The sequence below is a fragment of the Occallatibacter sp. genome, assembly GCF_035317045.1.
Lineage (GTDB): Bacteria > Acidobacteriota > Terriglobia > Terriglobales > Acidobacteriaceae > Telmatobacter.
Window position 1 is genome coordinate 13,110 of record NZ_DATHHT010000035.1, and the last position, 13,452, is coordinate 26,561.

The 13,452-nt window shown below is 59.8% G+C and carries 10 protein-coding genes; 5 read left to right on the top strand and 5 right to left on the bottom strand.

The window, feature by feature from the left end; translation table 11 throughout:
• Positions 1-31 precede the first annotated feature (31 nt).
• Positions 32-1,096, bottom strand: coding sequence for a rod shape-determining protein (locus tag VK574_RS16930; protein WP_470384444.1), 1,065 nt, complete (start codon positions 1,094-1,096; stop codon positions 32-34).
• A gap of 351 nt (positions 1,097-1,447) precedes the next feature.
• Here VK574_RS16930 and VK574_RS16935 point away from each other — a divergent pair, with 351 nt between their 5' ends.
• Positions 1,448-2,938: an aldehyde dehydrogenase family protein gene (locus VK574_RS16935; protein ID WP_472801044.1), complete on the top strand. Its 1,491-nt coding sequence runs from the start codon at positions 1,448-1,450 to the stop codon at positions 2,936-2,938.
• Positions 2,939-3,045: 107 nt separating this feature from the next.
• The gene (locus tag VK574_RS16940) at positions 3,046-3,600 is read left to right on the top strand and encodes a hypothetical protein (RefSeq protein ID WP_472801045.1); all 555 of its coding nucleotides are present in this window, start codon (positions 3,046-3,048) and stop codon (positions 3,598-3,600) included.
• Between the two features lie 104 nt (positions 3,601-3,704).
• On the opposite strand, the gene VK574_RS16945 is transcribed toward VK574_RS16940, so the two are convergent.
• On the bottom strand, positions 3,705-5,024 hold the full coding sequence (locus VK574_RS16945; protein WP_472801046.1) for an acetyl-CoA hydrolase/transferase family protein: 1,320 nt from the start codon (positions 5,022-5,024) through the stop codon (positions 3,705-3,707).
• A 193-nt stretch (positions 5,025-5,217) separates the two neighbouring features.
• Between VK574_RS16945 and VK574_RS16950 the strand changes: the two genes are divergently transcribed.
• Complete coding sequence (locus VK574_RS16950) at positions 5,218-6,690, top strand: hypothetical protein (RefSeq protein ID WP_472801047.1); 1,473 nt, start codon at positions 5,218-5,220, stop codon at positions 6,688-6,690.
• Positions 6,691-7,115: 425 nt separating this feature from the next.
• Here VK574_RS16950 and VK574_RS16955 read toward each other — a convergent pair whose 3' ends face one another.
• A complete protein-coding gene (locus VK574_RS16955) occupies positions 7,116-7,457 on the bottom strand; it encodes an STAS domain-containing protein (protein WP_472801048.1) in 342 nt (113 codons plus the stop codon).
• A gap of 274 nt (positions 7,458-7,731) precedes the next feature.
• On the opposite strand from VK574_RS16955, the gene VK574_RS16960 reads away from it, so the two are divergent.
• Positions 7,732-10,218, top strand: coding sequence for an ABC transporter permease (locus VK574_RS16960; RefSeq protein WP_472801049.1), 2,487 nt, complete (start codon positions 7,732-7,734; stop codon positions 10,216-10,218).
• A gap of 41 nt (positions 10,219-10,259) precedes the next feature.
• Here VK574_RS16960 and VK574_RS16965 read toward each other — a convergent pair whose 3' ends face one another.
• Both VK574_RS16965 and VK574_RS16970 read right to left on the bottom strand, forming a co-directional pair.
• A complete protein-coding gene (locus VK574_RS16965; protein ID WP_472801050.1) occupies positions 10,260-11,477 on the bottom strand; it encodes a hypothetical protein in 1,218 nt (405 codons plus the stop codon).
• Between the two features lie 141 nt (positions 11,478-11,618).
• A complete protein-coding gene (locus VK574_RS16970) occupies positions 11,619-12,134 on the bottom strand; it encodes an Lrp/AsnC family transcriptional regulator (RefSeq protein ID WP_472801051.1) in 516 nt (171 codons plus the stop codon).
• Between the two features lie 199 nt (positions 12,135-12,333).
• Between VK574_RS16970 and ald the strand changes: the two genes are divergently transcribed.
• The gene (gene ald, locus VK574_RS16975) at positions 12,334-13,449 is read left to right on the top strand and encodes an alanine dehydrogenase (RefSeq protein WP_472801052.1); all 1,116 of its coding nucleotides are present in this window, start codon (positions 12,334-12,336) and stop codon (positions 13,447-13,449) included.
• The last annotated feature ends 3 nt before the right edge of the window (positions 13,450-13,452 follow it).

Here is a 13,452-nt window from a genome sequence, read left to right on the forward strand (position 1 = left end):
TTCACTGTGCACTGTCCACTGATCACTGCCTTTAATCGATCTTGATTTTGCGCAGCAGCCTGAAATCCGACAGCATTTTTCCGGTCCCCAGCACCACTGAGGCCAACGGATCGTCCGCCACCGAGACCGGCAGCCCGGTTTCCTCGCGGATGCGCTTGTCAAGGTTCTTGATCAGCGCGCCTCCGCCCGTCAGCACAATGCCGCGATCCGAAATGTCTGCCGATAGCTCTGGCGGCGTCCGCTCCAATGCCACGCGAATCGCATTCATGATCACCGCGATGCACTCGCCCAGCGACTCGCGAATCTCGCTGTCGTCGATGGTGATGGTCTTGGGCACGCCTTCAATCAGGTTGCGCCCCTTGATCTCCATCGTCAGCGGCTTGTCCAGCGGATACGCCGACCCGATCTCGATCTTGATCTGTTCCGCCGTCCGCTCGCCGATCAGCAGGTTGTACTTCCGCTTCAGATAGTTGGTGATGGACTCGTCCATCTGGTTCCCGGCCATCCGCACCGAACGCGAATAGACAATACCGGAAAGCGAAATGACAGCAATATCGGTAGTCCCGCCACCGATGTCGACAACCATATTGCCGCCCGGCTCCGTAATGGGAAGCCCCGCGCCGATCGCCGCCACCATGGCCTGTTCCACGAGATACACCTCGCTGGCCTTGGCGCGATAAGCCGAGTCCTCGACCGCCCGCTTTTCCACCTGCGTAATCTCAGAGGGCACGCCGATCACGATGCGCGGATGTACCAGCATCTTGCGGTTGTGCGCCTTCTGGATGAAGTAATTCAACATTTTCTCGGTGACTTTGAAGTCGGCAATGACGCCGTCTTTCATCGGCTTGATGGCCACGATGTTGCCCGGCGTGCGGCCCAGCATATCCTTGGCTTCCTTGCCTACTGCTTCCACCTCACCGGTGTTTTTGTTAATGGCCACAATCGAGGGCTCGTTGACAACAATCCCCTTACCGGCCGCGAAGACCAGTGTGTTGGCGGTCCCAAGATCGATAGCCAGATCGCTCGAAAACATGCTGAAGAGCGAGCGCAAGCCATGTGACCGCGAAGTACGCGAAGGATAACCGTTCTGAGACATGTATGAGTGGAATCTACCTCAATTGAGATTGTACGGCCAACGGGGGAATGCAGTGAAAAACACCGTTGGTAATCAAGAGAGTGGGGAGCTTTGTAAATAACCCTTTCATGCCAACCGCCTGTCTGCGAATTGATGATCGGCTCAAGAGTGGTCCAGCCGACATACTGGCGGGCACCGATGGGCTTCCGCCGCGAAGCGACCCCCAACCCCGGTGCGCTAAAATCAAGTGTTTTTGTGCCCATCCGGGTAGCGCTGCGCCAGTTCCCCAATTCAGGCAGCACACCCCGGCCACTGATGACTGACAACTGACAACTCCAACTACGAACTAAGAACTCGGAACTGAGAACTCACATGACTTACCCCACATTCCACAATCTGATTGGCGGCGAATGGATTCCGGCCGCGAGCGGCAAAACCATCCTTAACGTGAACCCTGCCGACCACGATGACATCGTTGGCTCATTCCCATTGTCCGACGCTGAAGACGTGAATCGCGCCGTCGCCGCCGCGAAGAAAGCCTTCGCCACCTGGCGCCTCGTCCCCGCCCCCAAGCGCGCGGAAATCCTCGTTCGCACTGGCATCCTTCTTCAGGAACGCAAGGAGCAGTTTGCCCGCGACATGACCCGCGAAATGGGCAAGGTGCTGGCGGAAGCTCGCGGCGACGTACAGGAGGCCATCGACGAGGCATTCTACGTTGCCGGCGAAGGCCGCCGCCTCTTCGGCCAGACCACCCCCTCCGAGCTGCAGAACAAGTTCGCCATGAGCATCCGCATGCCTGTAGGCGTCGTCGGCCTTATCACGCCGTGGAACTTCCCCATGGCCATCCCCAGCTGGAAGCTCTTTCCCGCGCTCGTCGGCGGCAACACCTGCGTCATCAAGCCCGCGACCGACACGCCCATCTCCGTCTACAACCTCGTGCAGACCCTGGTCGACGCCGGCCTGCCGCCCGGAGTCGTCAACATCGTCAGCGGAAGCGGCAGCGGCGCCGGCAACGCCCTCGTCGAACACCCCGACGTCCGCGCCATCAGCTTCACCGGATCCAGCGAAGTGGGCTCGCACGTCGCCCAACGCGCCGCCGCCACCTTCAAACCCGTCTCTCTAGAAATGGGCGGCAAGAACGCCCAGATCGTCCTCGACGACGCCAACCTCGAACTTGCCCTCGATGGCGCGCTCTGGGGCTCTTTCGGAACGACAGGCCAGCGCTGCACCGCCACCAGCCGCATCCTGCTGCAGAGAGGAATCGCCAGAAGGTTCACCAACGAGTTCGTCGCTCGCGCCAGGGCTCTCAAAATCGGCAACGGCCTCGACGAATCCGTGCAGGTCGGCCCGCAGGTCAACAAGAGCCAGATCGAGACCTCCGCAAAGTACGTTGAAATTGCGAAGAAAGACGGCGGCAAGCTTCTCTGCGGCGGCAACGCTCTCACCAGCGGCGACTACGCCAAGGGCACCTTCTTCGAGCCCACCATCTTCGGCGGCGTCACGCCCACCATGCGCCTCGCCTGCGAAGAAGTCTTCGGCCCCGTCGTTGCGCTCGTCGAATTCGACACCTTCGAGCAGGGCATTGAGATCGCCAACTCCATCGACTACGGCCTCTCCAGCGCCCTCTATACCAAGGACCTCAACCGCGCTTTCGCCGCGATCCGCGACCTCGAAGCCGGCATCACCTACATCAACGCGCCGACGATTGGTGCAGAAGTCCACCTGCCTTTCGGCGGCGTCAAGCACACAGGTAACGGCCACCGCGAAGGCAACGGCGCCATCGACTTCTTCACCACATGGAAAGCCGTCTACATCGACTACAGCGACAAACTCCAGCGCGCCCAGATCGACAACGCCGAGTAATTTTGCCCAGGCTTGGTACCCCAGATCTGACCAGTTTTTAGACTGGGTGCCCAGTACAAACTACCGTCTTCGGAACCGTCGACAGAAACTTGGAGATCAGGTTCAGAGTGCCAAGACGCGCCACATATTTCTTAGTTCTTACGTTGCATTTTGCTCTTCTCTCGATCACGGGCTATATGAACCCCGTGGCATTCGGACAAGAGGCACCGCCACTCCTGATTTGCGTTGTAGAAATTCCCAAGGACAATGGATTCGCGCAGACGACAGGCAGAGTTGCACGGGAGCTATCGGCAGAACTTTCGAGGAGAAAGCTGCAGAATGGTGGCTCGATTCAACCCATTTTAGTGGTTGCGGAGAAGAAGACGGCTGAGGTATCGGTCGAACGTTCGGGATGTACATTCAGAATCGATCTTGAATGGCATTATGCTATTCGTCCTTCCGAGGGAATGCCGGCTGATGTTGAAGGTGCAGAAGCGGAGACATTCCGCGACTCGGATGTGATCATGTTCACACTCAGACGAACAGGTTCACGAAAGTCCATCCTCAGCGGTTCTGTACGGCCCACGACTTGGCGGGGCAGGTCGGATCACCCGTCATTTGTGTCATACATAGAGATTGCCAATCGAGTGATTAAAAAGCTCTCGCGCGTAGATGGTCACTGATCGTCGATGACGGTGAGGTGAACGATATCAGAGAAACCGCCGAGTGCCCCAGAGCCTGTTCTGAGTAAAGTCGAAGGGCTCGCTTTTGAGACCCGGTATCTCCATCACGCAAACGAAACATGCCGCGGAATCAGCCGGTTTTCGTAGGCCTGCCGTTCCAACTCCTCGCGAAAATCCGGATGCGCCAGCGCGATCAGTCCCTGGGCGCGTTCCGCAACGGATCTTCCCTTCAGATTGACCATCTCGTATTCGGTCACCACATACATCACGTCCGAGCGCGGCGTTGTCACAATGTTCCCGGCCGTAAGGCTGAACACGATCCGGCTCTTGCGTTCCCCGCGCTTCTCGTAAGTCGACGAGAGACAGATGAACGACTTGCCGCCCTTCGATGCGTACGCGCCCCGCACGAATTGCAGTTGCCCTCCGGTGCCGCTGATGTGACGCTGACCGTCGGTTTCCGAAGCCGCCTGCCCCTGCAGATCGATCTGTGTAGTGTTATTGATCGAGACGGCTTTCTCGTTCTGCATGATGACGTGCGGCGAGTTCGTGTAGTCCACCTGGTGGCAATACATGTCCGGGTTGCGATTCGTTGTCGCGTAAAGCGAGTTCGAACCCAGCGCAAACGTATACGTCACCTTGCCTGGATCGAGTGTCTTCCGCGATCCAGTCACACGGCCCGACCGGTAGAGCAGCCCGAGTCCATCCGTCATCATCTCCGTGTGGACACCCAGGTCCTTCACGCCGGTCTCGAGCAGCAGGCAACATACCGCGTTGGGCATGCCGCCGATCCCGATCTGCAGGCAGGCGCCATCTTCGATTTCTTCAGCGATCCGCCGCGCTACCGTGCTGTCGATCTCACCAGGATCCGGGTTGGGCAACTCCGCGCACGGCTGATGGTCGCCTTCAATCACGAAATCGACCTCCCGCAAGTGCACACCATTCTCTTTGCCGAATGCGTACGGCAGTTCGCGATTGATCTCGACGATTACCACCTTCGCGCGCTCTACCGCTGCCCGGTGCCACAGGTTGGTCGGTCCAAAGTTGAAGTATCCACCCTCGTCCATCGGACAGGTCTTCAGGATGGTGATGTCCACCGGATCTAGAAAGCGCCGGTAATAATCCGGCACCTCACCCAGGTTCAGCGGCACGTAATTGCAGCGTCCGGCGTCATGCTTCCTGCGGTCGTAACCCGAAAAATGCCAGCTGAACATATGAAAACTCCTGCCTTCCGGATCATCCTCGATCACCGCCCGAGGACGCATCGAAAGACACGACCGGATCTTCACGTTTGCCAATTCGTCTTTGCGCGCAGCCAGCGCTTTGTCGAAAACATCCGGCTGGCAAAGCGCCGCGCCGTAGTCCAGCCACATGCCCGATTTGACGAGGCTGGCCGCCTGTTCCGGAGAGATGGTTTCACCAGACATCCGCAGGGTCCTCCGCAGTCGTAACCGTGTCCGCACAAGAGTCTACGACAGCAGCACAAAGAAGGTCCTGAAGTTTTCCAGAATCAGCCGGTTTTCTGGCCCCTGCCCGCCACCCGCTCCACGAGTCCTTCCCCCGCCAGACGCGTCTTATCCATAGGCACGCCCGCAATTCCCGGAGGTCCCTCCCCACCTTATGCGTAGATCCCTGCAATCCCCCTTCGCAATCTTCCTTGCTCTCAGCGCCACGCTTGCCTGCGCGCAGTCGCCTCCCGATCCGCACAACGCGACATACCTCAATCTGAGGAGCCTGTTCACCGCGCCGGTGTCGAAACTCTCTGAAATCTTCGCCCGGAACAACGCCCTCCAGCCAAACTCCCGCGTGAATCAGAACTACGTCTCGGCGCCCGCGACCCCGCTGATTTTCACCAGTCCCGTCTTCAATCAATCCATCTCCGACACCGCCACCCGCGTACAGACCTCGACGGCGCAGGGCGATCCCTATGTCACGCCCGTCACGCGCATCATCTCCTCTGATGCCGGTGTGAACGACACGGCGCCGCTCTACACCTACCACAACTGCAACTACACCGCCGCCGCCTCAGCCGCACCCTGCGTGGGCGCGTTCTTGGTTGCGCAGAACAATCCTGGCGATCTCCACAATGGCGTGTGGGGCATCAATCCCATCGCCATCCAGCGCCACGGCAGCGCCAACTCCCTCACCTATGGAGTCGAAGCCAATATCTTCAACGAAACGGGGCTCGACCCCGGCCCTCCCGGCAAAGCCTCCGCCGCTACGAGCCAGATCTTCGGCATTGCCGCCACTATCGCCGGCAACCGCCCGGGGGTCACGCAGGGAACATCCGCTTTCCTCGCCACCGACGAAAACAGCGGCTCTTACTGGTACGACGGCCTGTGGGTCGAGCGTGCTATCTATGCCGCGCTCGAGGCCGGCCCCGTCGGCGGAGGCTCCGACTTGCAATGGTCCGTCGTCTCCAATGCCATTGGCCGTGCAGGACCACGATCCAACTTCCCCAGTATTCCCCAGGCCGACATCGAATCCTGGTGGGACGGCCACGCATCGGTGCTCGAGGTGTTCAAACGCCAGTTCATGCCCAGCGAGGGAGCACGCCCCGTCGGTTGCTACAACTACACTTTTTCGACCGCCCTCCGGCAGCAGTTTTGCGACGACGGCAGCAACGTCTTCCTGCCCGCACCGAACGCGGCCGCCATCCGGATCACTCCCGATGCCAATGGAGAAGCCGGGGCCGCGGTCTCCGTCACCAACGCCGCCAACAACGCCTACACCTTCCTCGTCCAGAAGAACGGCGCCACCACCATCGACAATGCCCTCACCGTCACCAGCACGGCGCGAGCCGCGTCCTTCCAGGTCGGGCGGCATACGGTTCTGTCGTCGAGCCTCGACGGCTATCACGGCGCTGGCCCCAGGGTCCAGATCAGCGACGGCACCGGAACCACCGGAAACCTTCCCCAATACGATTCCTCAGGCAACGTCACCGACAGTGGTGTCTCCGCCGCGCAGCTTCCGGTCGCCTCTTCCCACGCCGCGGTAGGGCACGTCGCCTGCATCGAGGCCATTGGTCCACCAGTCCAGATCGGCTCCTGCTCGACCCGCCCCGACTCGACCGGAGCCTGCTCCTGCAACTGAGTCGCGACCCAACCCAGCCCCGTGTCATCCTGAGCGCCGCAAGCCTGGGGCCCACGAAGTGGGGCAGCGAAGCGGTGGGGGCCAGAAGATTCCGCGATCAAGGGGGGAACTCTGCCACAAAGTTCCCTGAGGGAACGCAGGAAAATAGCCCAGGGTGGAGCGCAGGGGAACCCTGGGCTAGCCAAACAAGGCGATTCAGAGTTGGGGATGCGCAGCCGAAGAGTTGCTCAACTAGCAACTTCCGCACAGCCTGTGATTCACCAACAATCGCAAATGCGCACGTCGTCCCGATCGCAGCGGAGGGATCTGCCGTGAAAATTCAGACATCGGTGCGAACGAGGGGTGTCCGGGGTGCCCCATCCGAGCTCGGTTGGGTGGGAAAGGACCAGTGTCGTTCGAGAGTGCGTCTAGTAAAACCCGCCGCTCTAAGACGAAAACAACTGCAGGAGATTTGTCATGGTCAGCAGTTTCTTCACCCGAGGCGTAAGGTTCACCAACTCCAGCAGGCAGAGCCCTCGGTTTATCTGAGAGACTTTGAGACCCACAATCGCTCCCAGGCCGGAGCTGTCCAGATATTCGAGGTCTGTGAAATCGAGCACGATGCGCCGGCCCCCTTGCTGAATCAACGGTTGTATAAGCTTGCGGATCTCATCCGTGTTTTCGCTGATCAGTTTGCCCTGGCACTTGATGGTCGTGGTTGGAAAATCCCGCTCATCCTTGGATTCTTCGATCTGGTAATGAAAAGCAGTGCCGGGTGCAGTAGACATCTATTCTCCTCGGTTCAATACCGGCCAATTCTAACTTTCCTGTGGTCGAAGATTCGGTTAATTTCTGGTTACTCAGTTGTTCCGGGCGCGTGATGGCCCAACGCGAACGAACCCGATTTTTGAGTAACTCCCGAGTTGGCCGTTATTCGCCCGCAATTCCTCCGCCTGAAGCAGCTCGCCATGTCACCAAAGCCGCAACGTCCACGACTGCGTTGATAACTTCTGATTGACAGTCGGTCAATTCCCCGGTTCAACTCTCAGGGAGAGGTCGTCCATGACATTGAAAGATGTCGTCATCGCTGCGCGCATTCTGGCCAAGCGCCCCGGCTATACGTTGACAGCCGTCCTTACGATTGCCCTTGGGGTCGGTGCGAGCACCACAATCTTCAGCGTCACCAACGCAGTCCTGCTCAGGCCGCTTCCTTACCGCGATCCGGGCAAACTGGTGATTGCCGGCATGGATCTGCGCAAGCGGGATGTCCACGATCTGCCGTTCTCGAATGCGGACTACATCGACCTGCGCGAAGGAACAAAGGCGTATTTCTCTGATATGGCCGGCGTCTTCACCGGCCGTACCGCTGTCCCCCAGGAAGACGGAACGCCTGAACAGATCAGCATCGCAATTGCCACCACCAACTTCTTCGACGTGATGGGCGGCAAGATCCTGTTGGGCCGGAATTTCAACGCGCAGGATGGGATCCCGCAGGCGCAGCCCCCGACCAACAACGCAGCCAATGCCCCGCCCGCCCTGCCCGGTACAGCCATCCTCAGTTACGAATATTTCCGCAGGCGCTACGGGGCTAATACCGCCGTACTCGGCCATAACATCACGATTCCTGGATTGCCGGGTCCCGTGATCGCCGGTGTCCTGGCTCCCGGCTTTCGCCTCTACTTTCCGCCCGCCGCTGACGTCGAATCCGCTCCCGACATCTACATCGCCAATCGCCTCAATTACGACTCGGCGAATCGCAACGACTTTTCCATTCGGCCCATTGGCAGGCTCAAAGAGGGAGCGGTGCTCCAAAGTGCGCAAGGCGCTGCCGACGGCATAGCCGCACAGGCGCGGCAGACGTTTACGATCGACCAGACCGCCGGCTATTACATCCACCTTGCGCCGATGCGACAGCATCTGGTGGCAGCGGTGCGCCCGGCCATCCTCACCCTCATGGTCTCCGTGATCTTTCTGCTCTTGATCGCCTGCGCCAACGTCGGCAATCTTCTTCTGGTTCGCGCCTCGCTGCGGCAGCAGGAATTCTCTGTGCGTGCAGCCATGGGAGCGAACCGCTCCCGGCTCATCTCTCCCATCCTCATTGAAGCGGTCCTGCTCTCCGTAATGGGCACCGTGGTCGGTCTCGGCCTTGCCTGGGCTGGAATCCTCGCGTTGCGAGCGCTCGCTCCAGCTAACCTTCCCCGCCTCGAAGACGTCCGCATCGATGGCGCAGTGCTTGCGTACAGCGCGCTTGCTGGTCTCGCCTCCGCGGCCATCTTCGGCATAGTTCCCGCCTTGCAAGCTTCGCGCCCCGGGCTCATGAATGTGCTGCGCGGCGTCAGCCGTACCTCTGGTATGGGCAGCGGAGCGTTCCTGCGCAATACGGTGGTCATGGCCGAAGTCGCACTCTCGTTCGTCCTGCTGATCGGGTCCGGACTGATGTTCCGCAGTTTCCTCAAGCTGCAGGAGATCGATCCGGGTTTCGATCCACATCATCTTTTAAGCTTTCAGCTACAGGGCATCCAACTCAACCGCAAAACTCCCGAGCAACGCGCCGCCTTCATGCACGTCATCACCGAGCAACTCAAATCCATTTCCGGAGTTCAGAGCGTCACCGGCTCATTCCCATTTCCGCTAACCGGCGAGTTCAGTCCCATTCGGTGGGGAACGGAGGATGCCGCGCACGACCCAGCGCGCTTTCAGGCGACCGATTTTCAAATCGTTCTACCTGGTTATTTCGAAGCCATGCGCACGCCGCTGCACGCGGGACGCACCTTCACTGACGAGGACAATCTCCCTGGCCGCGACGGCGTAATCGTCGATGACGCTCTCGCCGCAAAGGCATTTCCCGGCCAGTCCGCAATCGGCAAGCACATCCTTATTCGCCTGCGCACACCCGAAGCGGAAAAGGTACAGATCATCGGTGTTGTTGCCCATCAACGCGTCACCTCGCTCGCGGAAGTCGGGCGCGAACAGATTTACTTTCCCGACGCATTTCTCGGATCCGGCGCAATCCAATCCTGGGCCCTGCGCACAGGAAGCGATCCCGCGTCGTACGAAAGCCAAGTCCGGGCCACTCTCAAAGCGCTCGATCCGCATCTCCTCGTCAGCAAGATGGAGACCGCCGATTCCGTGGTCTACGACTCACAGGCCGGCACGCGATTCTCTCTCCTGCTGATCTCGGTCTTTGCAGTCATTGCCGCATTGCTCGCCGGGGTTGGCCTTTACGGCGTGATCTCCACCTCGGTGCGACAGCGCACCTCTGAGATCGGCATCCGCATGGCCATGGGAGCCGAGCGCGGCGATATCCTTCGCCTCATCGTCGCGCAGGGACTACGACTGAGCGCAGCCGGCATCGTCATTGGAGTGATTGGATCAATCTTCCTTGGCCGCGTTATCTCCGCGCTGCTCGTGGGCGGCATAAAACCGACAGACGTCACGACCTATGTCTCCATGACCGCAGGGTTCCTGGCCATTTCCGCGCTTGCGTCCTGGTTACCCGCGCGACGGGCGTCCAGCCTCGATCCAGTCAAGGCGCTAAGGGAACAATGAACGGGGCGTAAGTGTTCAGTCAGATCGATGTCCGGATGCGACTACTCGCTCAGCCGCGCATGCAGCACAGCTGCCTCACCCGCCGCCGTCAGTGCACAGATGGCGTGCTGGTCGCAGCGATAGTGAATCAGCGTGTAGTTGCTTGCCCACGCTGTCGCCGTAGCCTGCCCAAGCCGCTTGTCGATCGCGAAGGTTCTGTCCTCGGCCCACAGCAGCCCGCGTGCCTGGTCATATCCCTTCACGCGGTCATCGCCCTGGATGACGAATCCATCTCCCCACTTGGGGAGGGTTCGTTTCTGGGGATGCCCCGGCGGATCGAATTCCTTCGCGTGTGCCTTGGGATCAAGCAGCTCGGCCTGCTCGTCGAGCGTCGGGAAATTCGTGTTGAAGTCCCAGTAGTCGACGCGCCTGTACTGGTCGGGCGAGCAGGGTAACGAACCCTGCGCATTGAGGGCTGCCACCTGTCCGTCGGCCGTGGTCTGGTTCTGAAAGAGGTCTTTCCCTTTCTCTCTCGCCACTTCCGCAGCTTGCATCTGGGTGACCTGGCTTTGCCGCGCCGCTTGGATTGCCGCGTTCCGCTCAGCCATTGAAATTTTCTTTCCATTCGCGCCGACCGCCGACACTGTTACCGGCAGCGCCGCACTCTGGGGATCGAAGTGGAAATCAATTTCCTTTCCGCAAAGCGCGAATCCCGTTGAATCCAGCAGTCGAATATTCACCGCCATCGGCATCGGCGGATTGCTTACCACGCGCGAAAACCCTGCGCCCCAGCGATCCTCCATCGGCACTATCTGCAGTTTGTACGAAAGCCTGCCGTTCTTGGCATCGCCGTCCCACCGCGTTTCAAGATGTCCGCGCAAGCCGTCGACGGCCACAATCCCAGGGCCCAGATCACCCGGCGGCGGGGTGTTCTCCTTCGGCTTGTTCATGGTCATCAGGACAAAGATTCCGAAAACGATCAGCGCCCCAAACCCACCCAGCAGCAGTACGTTCGGCTTCCTCTTCAGCGGCGGCGGTGGTTCATCCTCCGCACGCCTTTCTGCCGGGTCGACAAACTCCTCCTGATCAGCCTCTTCAGTCTCTTCGTGTTCCTCTTCTTCTGGCTCCTCCACGATCGGCTCGTGGACCGCGACCGACCTGGATTGCGCTGCCGTTGCAGAAGCTGCAGGAACCGCAGGTGGCTTGGGAGGCGGCGGAGGAGCCGGATGGCTTATCTCTGCGTACTCATCATCGAATTCGTGTTGGTCAGACTCAAACATGACTACGCCTTCAAGAACGCCGTCCGGAATTGTCCCATGCAGGTAACGTCAAAAGCAAAGTACCGGCGTAACCAATGTACCCCCAGCCAGGCCAAATCACATCACAGCCTTACGTGACTAGGTAGGTTCTTCGGTCTTGTCCTACACCCGGTTTCCGTCCAGTACATCCCGCAGCGCGAAGCTCGTTTCCAGGCGCGTAACCCCTGGCAGCCGCGAAAGTTCGTTCTGGTGCAGCCGCCCGTAGTCGTCAATGCCCGCCACGCGCGCAACCAGCATGTAGTCATACTGGCCTGCCATCAGGTGGCAGCTCACGATCTCCTTGCAATGCCGCAGAGCTGCTTCAAATGCGCTCAAAACCGGCGCCGATTGACGCTCCAGAGTCACGCGGATGTAAACCGTCATCCGCCTCCCCAGCAGCCGGTCATCCACCATGGCCCGGTAGCCTCGAATCGTTCCCGCACTTTCCAGCGCTTGAATCCTGCGCGAAGCCGCCGAAGCCGACAACCCCACCGCCTCGCCCACCTCGTAGTTGGTGGCCCGTCCGTACCGTTCCAGATAGCGCAGAATCGAGATATCCAGCTCATCCAGTTCAGAACCAGTCGCCATAGCACCCGTTTCTTGCATCACGGCGGATTTTTCGTCATGTTTCGTGTCCATGACATGGATTTAACACGAACTTTGCACACATTGAAACCCCAAAGCGCCTTAGGATGTGTCCAACTGGAAGCTAGAAAGAGCCGCTGCGCCGGATCAAGCCCTCCCCCGGGTAACAAAAACTGTCCGGCGCGCAGCTCTCCAGCCTGCGACCACCCTCCCCCGCGAGTCGAGCCATTGAAGCCGGACGAAGGAGCCCTCCATGATCATCGGCGTACCCAAAGAGATTAAGGACAACGAAGCACGCGTCGGCGTCACGCCCGCAGGGGTCAAGTCCCTTACCGAAACCGGCCACAAGGTGCTGGTCGAAAGCCACGCCGGCGAACTCTCGGGCTTCACCGACGCGAGCTACCAGGATGCCGGTGCGGAGATTGTTGGCGACGCCGGCAACGTCTGGGGAAAATCGGAGACGGTCGTCAAGGTCAAGGAGCCCATCGAGCAGGAGTATGTCTATTTCCGCGAAGGCCTGGTGCTCTTCACCTACCTTCACCTGGCTCCTATTCCGGTTCTCACCAACAAGCTTCTCGATTCCAAGGTCATCGGCATCGCCTACGAAACCGTCCGCGACCGCCAGGGCACCTTGCCCCTGCTCACGCCGATGAGCGAAGTCGCCGGGCGCATGAGCGTGCAAGTTGGCGCCGCGTATCTCGAAAAGGAACGCGGGGGCCGTGGCATTCTTCTTGGCGGTGTCCCGGGCGTGCCTCCGGCGAACGTCACCATCATCGGCGGTGGCATCGTTGGCACGAACGCCGCGAAGATCGCTATTGGCTTCGGCGCCAAGGTTACGCTGGTCGACGTCAATCTCTCCCGCCTGCGCGAACTAGACGACCTCTACAGCGGACGACTTTATACGCTCGCCTCGAACAGTTACAACGTTTCACTGGCCACGCGCGAGGCCGATCTGGTCATCGGCGGCGTGCTCATTCCCGGTGCCACCGCACCCAAGATCGTCACCCGCGCCATGGTCTCAGCGATGAAGAAGGGCGCCGTGATCGTCGATGTTGCCATTGACCAGGGCGGATGCGTTGAAACTGCCAAGCCGACCTCGCACTCCAACCCCAGTTACGTTGTCGACGGCGTCGTTCACTATTGCGTTACCAACATGCCCGGCGCTGTGCCGCACACTTCCACGCTGGCGCTTACCAACTCGACATTCCCGTATCTGATGCGCATCGCCAATCTCGGCGCCCGCGAAGCACTCAAGCGCGATCCCGGTTTCGCCGAAGGCCTCAATACCTATCTCGGCACCCTAACCCATCGGGGTGTAGCCGACAGCCAGAAGCGCCCCTGGACAGGAACAGACATCGTTCTTGGATAGTCT

Coding starts and splice junctions, on each gene's coding strand:
- VK574_RS16930 (WP_470384444.1), bottom strand. CDS start 1,096: ATGTCTCAGAACGGTTATCCTTCGCGTACTTCGCGGTCACATGGCTTG.
- VK574_RS16935 (WP_472801044.1), top strand. CDS start 1,448: ATGACTTACCCCACATTCCACAATCTGATTGGCGGCGAATGGATTCCG.
- VK574_RS16945 (WP_472801046.1), bottom strand. CDS start 5,024: ATGTCTGGTGAAACCATCTCTCCGGAACAGGCGGCCAGCCTCGTCAAA.
- VK574_RS16950 (WP_472801047.1), top strand. CDS start 5,218: ATGCGTAGATCCCTGCAATCCCCCTTCGCAATCTTCCTTGCTCTCAGC.
- VK574_RS16955 (WP_472801048.1), bottom strand. CDS start 7,457: ATGTCTACTGCACCCGGCACTGCTTTTCATTACCAGATCGAAGAATCC.
- VK574_RS16960 (WP_472801049.1), top strand. CDS start 7,732: ATGACATTGAAAGATGTCGTCATCGCTGCGCGCATTCTGGCCAAGCGC.
- VK574_RS16965 (WP_472801050.1), bottom strand. CDS start 11,477: ATGTTTGAGTCTGACCAACACGAATTCGATGATGAGTACGCAGAGATA.
- VK574_RS16970 (WP_472801051.1), bottom strand. CDS start 12,134: ATGGACACGAAACATGACGAAAAATCCGCCGTGATGCAAGAAACGGGT.
- ald (WP_472801052.1), top strand. CDS start 12,334: ATGATCATCGGCGTACCCAAAGAGATTAAGGACAACGAAGCACGCGTC.